Source organism: uncultured Veillonella sp. (genome assembly GCF_900545795.1).
In the GTDB taxonomy this organism is placed as follows: domain Bacteria; phylum Bacillota; class Negativicutes; order Veillonellales; family Veillonellaceae; genus Veillonella_A.
The window spans coordinates 92,272-98,271 of record NZ_URAR01000008.1 but is presented as its reverse complement, the minus strand read 5'-3'; the positions used below and the strand labels follow the sequence as shown (position 1 = coordinate 98,271).

Here is a 6,000-nt window from a genome sequence, read left to right as displayed (position 1 = left end):
AAAAAAGCCGGAGTGAATACCGACTACTTGTAATGAGCCCAATCGAGCTTCCATATTTTTTACAGCCTGCTCAGCTACACCTGGTGCGGCGCCTAAAAAGTATACCGGCGTCTTGTTCTTAGCCGCTTCAGCTAATAAAGCTACAGCTAAATCACAACCGGCTACGCGCTCAGGTATATGTTGCCCCATTTGCTCGGCAGCCCATAAAACCCCAGCCCCATCGGGAACTGCAATATCTGCTTGTTTTAAAATGTCGTGCAATTCTTTGTCCTGTTGAGCACGCATAACCATTTCAGCGTTAACCGTGACTACAGAATGTAGCCCCGGCTCAGAATAAAAATTCTGTACACGCTGAACAGCTTCCTTCATGGTTATTACGTCAACTGGCACATCAAGAATGCTCAATTGATTACGCAATACAAATACACCTCAATAATCAGCCGCTATAGTTAGGCGCTTCCACGGTGATGCTAACATCATGTGGATGGCTTTCCTTAAGACCAGCAGCAGTAATTTGGATAAACTGAGTATCATTAATCATCTCTTGGATGTTGTGACAACCACAATATCCCATACTTGCGCGAAGACCACCTACCATTTGGAAGATAGTGTCCGCTAACATACCTTTGTAAGGTACACGACCTTCAATCCCTTCTGGAACGAGTTTCTTCGCTTCAGTTTGGAAATAACGGTCTTTACTACCAAGTTTCATAGCCCCTAAGCTACCCATGCCGCGGTATACTTTGTAGCTACGGCCTTGGTAAATAACAGTTTCGCCAGGACTTTCATCAGTACCAGCAAGGATATTCCCCATCATAACAACGCCTGCACCAGCTGCAATAGCTTTAGCAATATCGCCGGAGTATTTAATACCACCATCGGCAATAATAGGAATATTGTGACGGCGCGCTACTTGTGCACTTTCGTACACGGCTGTAATTTGAGGTACCCCAATACCAGCAATAACGCGAGTTGTACAAATGGAACCAGGTCCAATACCAACTTTAACTGCATCTGCACCAGCTTCAATTAATGCTTCTGTACCAGCTGCAGTAGCCACATTACCAGCAATAACTGGTAGATGAGGATTAGCTTGTTTCAATTCTTTTAATGTGCGAAGTACGCCAGCTGAATGACCATGAGCTGTGTCAACGATAATTACGTCAACTTTAGCTGCCACTAAGGCATCCATGCGGTCATATAAGTCTTTACTTACACCTACAGCGGCACCAACTAATAGACGACCGCTGCTATCTTTAGCAGAATTAGGATATTTAGTTGCTTTTTCAATATCCTTAATAGTAATTAAGCCTTTCAAATTACCATCGCTATCAACAAGTGGTAATTTTTCAATGCGATGACGACGCAATAAGTCCTTCGCTTCTTCTAAGGATGTCCCCACTGGTGCAGTTACGAGGTTTTCTTTAGTCATAACTTCCCCAATTGGACGAGTTAAATCACTTTCAAAGCGCATATCGCGGTTAGTAATAATACCAACTAATTTGCCATCTACCGTAACAGGTACGCCAGAAATAGCATATTTGCGCATTAATTCTTCTGCATCAGCCAATAAATTTTGAGGGCTTAAATAAATTGGATCAACGATGATACCATGTTCTGAACGTTTTACTTTGTCCACTTCGTGGGCTTGTTCTTCAATGGACATATTTTTGTGAATAACGCCCATACCCCCTTCACGTGCCATGGCGATAGCCATGCGTGATTCTGTTACTGTATCCATACCAGAACTAATCATTGGAATATTAAGCTTAATATCACGGGTTAGGTTTGTGGTTAAATCAACTTCGTGCGGTAATACATTGGATGCAGCTGGAACTAATAATACATCATCAAATGTTAAACCGCGTAACCCAAACTTATCTTCTCTCATGGTAACTTCCTTTCTCCTTAATTTTTACTACATCAGCTTTGACATTTAAAATCTAAAAGACTAGTACTTGCTTATTTTTCAGAGCGAAGTACGCCGCCTTCCATGAAATCATCTTTTTTCATATCTACGAAAATAACTTTTACTGCTTCAGTAGGTACTTTCATAATATCTACTGTAGCTTTAGTAATTTCTAGACCAAGTTGCTTCTTTTGTTCCTTAGTACGACCTTCGACTAATTCTACATGAATAATTGGCATGAATCTCTATCCTCCGTCTCTTAAAAGGAATAAAAACTTCTATTAACATAGACTTATCTATCTTGTTATTATACCCTTATTAGGCCTATAAAATCAACTCAAAAGCATTTAAATTCGTAATTTCATCAGCTCTAATAGGGCCGTCAAATTTGCTTATAATTACTAGTCATCAAAAGCAAATTAAGAATGTCGTGCTAATTAAGAATGCCGTAGTGATTCCCTAGTTTTAGACCTTGTATATTTTTAACTATATATTATCAGAATAGATCTAAGAAGCCATCTGTAATTTATTTTAGATATTGTAAATTTTTAACTATATATTATGCGTTCGAAACTTGGCCCAAAGCGCCCCAACAAATGTGGTTTCATATACTTAGCCCCAGCAGCCAATCCCGTTTGAGCGAGCCATTCCTTTGCATCTTGTCTTGCTAAGACGAGCAAATCAATATCTTTTAAAATATTTGCCAATTTTAAATCAGGTAAGCCATGCTGTGCTAAACCAAATAGTTGCCCACTGCCGCGAAGTAATAAATCCTGCTCTGCAATGACAAAACCATCCTGCGTTGAAGTCATAACATTCAATCGCGTTTTAGTCTCTTCATTCTTACTATCACTGATGAGTACACAATAGGACTGTGCCTCACCACGACCTACACGGCCTCGCAACTGATGCAGTTGAGATAAGCCAAAGCGCTCAGCGCCCTCTACACACATAATAGTCGCATTCGGTACATTCACCCCGACTTCAATTACCGTAGTCGATACCAGTAGTTTGATGCGCCCACAGTGAAACTCATTCATTATCTCTTCTTTATCTGCTGCCGGCATACGACCATGAACAAGACCTACCCCAAATTCTTTATTATATAAATCATATAACTCTGCATATAAAGCTTCAGCCGCTACAAGATCTAGCTTCTCCGACTCTTCCACTAAAGGACACACCACATACACTTGATGACCTGCTTGCATCTCCTTTTGAAAAAATACATGGAGTCGCTCTTTATAGCTAGAGTCCACTGCATAGGTCAAGACTGGCTTCCGCCCAGGTGGTAGTTCTTTAATCAAACTCACTTCTAAATCGCCATAAATAGACAAAGTCATTGTCCGCGGAATAGGCGTTGCAGTCATAACTAACACATGCGGATTTTGTCCTTTTTTCTGAAGTGTGGCACGCTGCTCTACACCAAAGCGATGCTGTTCATCAATTATGGCTAAGGCTAATTTTTTAAAATGTACCTTATCCTGAATTAACGCATGTGTTCCTAGAACAATATCAATACTACCATCAGCTAAACCTTCATATACAATCGTGCGCTCACTAGCTTTCATAGAGCCGGTGAGTAAGGCCATATTAATGTCTAAGCCTTTCATCAAGCCTTGCAAGCTTTCAAAATGTTGCTGCGCTAATATTTCCGTCGGCGCCATAAGCGCTCCTTGGTAGCCATTCTCTACTGCTTTAATTAAGCTCAATGCAGCCACTACAGTCTTACCAGCCCCTACATCGCCTTGTAATAATCGTCTCATAGGACGCTCATTTTCCATATCCGTTGTAATTTCAAGTACGGCACGCTGTTGATCTCCAGTCAATTTAAATGGCAATTGCGATAAAAATTGCTCGTAAAGCTTGCCATTAGGCCCCATTTTTACACCTAATTCAGCTTGCTCCTTAGAGCGCAGAAGAAGTAATCCTGCTTGCATAACAAACAATTCTTCATAAGCCAATTGCTTACGTGCTAAACTATGGCGCTCCACCGTTGTAGGGAGATGCATTTCCTTAAACGCTTCATACCGAGGCATAAAGGAATGTTCCTGAACTACATGAGCTGGTAGTATATCTTCCATTTCCTGATGTGAGCTAAACCAATTAGCAATGGCATTACGAATCGTATATTGAGAAATACCTTCTACTAAAGGATAGACTGGCACAATGCCGCCTTGAGGCTCTTGCCCTTCATATAATACCTCTATATGAGGTGTATTCATCTGCAAGGCACCATAACTAAACTCTACCTTGCCGTACACATGAAGGCGTTGTCCAAGTTTGTAAAAATTCTTTTTATATCCTTGATTAAATAGCACAACTTTTAAACTGCCCGTTCCATCAGTTATATATATTTCTAAAATAGATAAGCCTCGACGCGGCTTCTTCTCCTGCACACGCATCACTTGCCCCGTCGTGGCCCCCACCATACCATCCTTTAAGGCACCAATTAAAAATGTAGCACTTCGATCCTCATAGGCACGAGGGAAATATGTCAACAAGGATGAAATATTTGTAACACCTAATTTATTTAATTGCTTCACTCGACTAGGGCCAATCCCCTTTATGGTGAGTAAAGACTCTTCCATGCTCATCCCTCCTTATTTTAAAATGCTCACGAATAACAAAATAACGCTAATAGCTTAATATACAAGCACCTATTGACTCAAACTTCCAAATAATGCTAATAGCCTAATATACAAACACCTATTCATTCAAACTTCCAAATAATGCTATAGCCTAATATACAAACATCCAAGCATCCAAAAATTCAAACATCTCCATATTCAAACAAATTGATTTTGACTTGTCTCCCCCAGTCTTCCTTTATCCTACCCAACTCTTCCTTTATAGTGTATAATTAAATGACGATATAGTCCACTCTATATAAAAGTCCACTCGGCACAGGTATTCTAACTCTGTTGTGTCTACTTAACACAAATATTCTGGCCATTCAAAGTTTAAAAGACATTCATTCTGGCTGTCTCTTGGACGGAGAAAAGAATAAAAATATCTGCTTGCCTTAATATATTCATTTGTGATAGAATACATATGTTATGTTGTAAATTATGCTTGGAGGTGGAAATTATGGCAAACCTTTGCGAAGTATGTGGCAAAACCACTGCAAGCGGCATGAATGTGAGTCATTCTCATATCCGCACAAAAAGGACCTGGAAGCCAAACATCCAGAGAGTACGAGCAATTGTAGACGGCGAAACCAAAAAGGTAAATGTATGCACTCGCTGCCTTCGTTCCGATAAAATTACACGCGCGTAAAAATAAGAAGGTACATGTACTCAACGAAATATCTCCCACAGAGGGTAAGAGCTTACTGCTCCTATCACTGTGGGAGATATTTTTATTTGACGTAAATAATCAAATGAATCCCGTTGAGACTTTCCTAGCACTATGTTATAATGAGGATACAAAGAGAGCCACCAACGTGTAGATAGCGTTAGGCTCATCTGAAAGGTTCAAATGATAAACCTAACGTGTGAAGTACGGTCAATACTTCTTTTACGTTAGGTTTATCGCTTTTATATGACTTTATACTGATTAAAGCACAAAGCTATTTTTTCAAATCGATAATTAATACTACTAAAGTAGCAAAACCTATCATTAACGATAGTGCTTCAAATACTGTCATAGTACCACCTCCTTAATGGAGATGAACCTAACTCACGTTGATGGCTCCTATTTTTAGTTTATCACAACCATTAATCAAAATATACAGTGATAACGGGCTTCGCCCCACCTTATTAGTGCGTATCAATCCAATTAGAATTGGTAATCCCAGTTTTACTACAAGACTATTTGAGTCTATAAATAGACTATGCTATAATGAAAATACAAAGAAAGCCACCAACGTGAAGCTAGAGTTGGGCTCATCTCAAAATGGTGAAAATGAGAAAGACCTAACGTGTTGAAGTACTTCTTCTACTTCAACACGTTAGGTCTTTTCATTTTAGAAATAAATAATAAAATATACTATTTTCCTCCCCTCCCCCCTACCTAAATTTCGGGCCCCAGTCCATACTATATATGGGTCCTATCCGGCGCCTGATATTGTAAAATAGTCTAACCTAAAC

Annotated in this window: 6 protein-coding genes; 1 reads left to right on the top strand and 5 read right to left on the bottom strand. The window is 39.7% G+C overall.

Annotated elements, in window-relative coordinates:
- The 4 genes from QZR90_RS05425 to recG form a co-directional block, all read right to left on the bottom strand.
- On the bottom strand, positions 1–417 hold a 417-nt coding region (locus QZR90_RS05425; protein WP_295789624.1), incomplete at its 3' end, for a WecB/TagA/CpsF family glycosyltransferase.
- A 19-nt stretch (positions 418–436) separates the two neighbouring features.
- The gene (guaB, locus tag QZR90_RS05420) at positions 437–1,891 is read right to left on the bottom strand and encodes an IMP dehydrogenase (RefSeq protein WP_295789621.1); all 1,455 of its coding nucleotides are present in this window, start codon (positions 1,889–1,891) and stop codon (positions 437–439) included.
- 71 nt (positions 1,892–1,962) lie between these two features.
- Entirely contained in the window at positions 1,963–2,148 is a 186-nt protein-coding gene (locus QZR90_RS05415; RefSeq protein ID WP_295789619.1) for a 4-oxalocrotonate tautomerase, read from the bottom strand.
- A 309-nt stretch (positions 2,149–2,457) separates the two neighbouring features.
- Positions 2,458–4,500: an ATP-dependent DNA helicase RecG gene (gene recG / locus QZR90_RS05410; protein ID WP_295789618.1), complete on the bottom strand. Its 2,043-nt coding sequence runs from the start codon at positions 4,498–4,500 to the stop codon at positions 2,458–2,460.
- Positions 4,501–4,999: 499 nt separating this feature from the next.
- Between recG and rpmB the strand changes: the two genes are divergently transcribed.
- A complete protein-coding gene (rpmB, locus tag QZR90_RS05405) occupies positions 5,000–5,188 on the top strand; it encodes a 50S ribosomal protein L28 (protein WP_006556543.1) in 189 nt (62 codons plus the stop codon).
- Between the two features lie 292 nt (positions 5,189–5,480).
- Here rpmB and QZR90_RS09400 read toward each other — a convergent pair whose 3' ends face one another.
- A complete protein-coding gene (locus QZR90_RS09400; RefSeq protein ID WP_366208660.1) occupies positions 5,481–5,558 on the bottom strand; it encodes a putative holin-like toxin in 78 nt (25 codons plus the stop codon).
- Between the last annotated feature and the right edge of the window lie 442 nt (positions 5,559–6,000).

Excerpts from the sequence above, each read along its gene's own strand:
- guaB (WP_295789621.1), bottom strand. The coding sequence starts at position 1,891 with ATGAGAGAAGATAAGTTTGGGTTACGCGGTTTAACATTTGATGATGTA.
- QZR90_RS05415 (WP_295789619.1), bottom strand. The coding sequence starts at position 2,148 with ATGCCAATTATTCATGTAGAATTAGTCGAAGGTCGTACTAAGGAACAA.
- recG (WP_295789618.1), bottom strand. The coding sequence starts at position 4,500 with ATGGAAGAGTCTTTACTCACCATAAAGGGGATTGGCCCTAGTCGAGTG.
- rpmB (WP_006556543.1), top strand. The coding sequence starts at position 5,000 with ATGGCAAACCTTTGCGAAGTATGTGGCAAAACCACTGCAAGCGGCATG.
- QZR90_RS09400 (WP_366208660.1), bottom strand. The coding sequence starts at position 5,558 with ATGACAGTATTTGAAGCACTATCGTTAATGATAGGTTTTGCTACTTTA.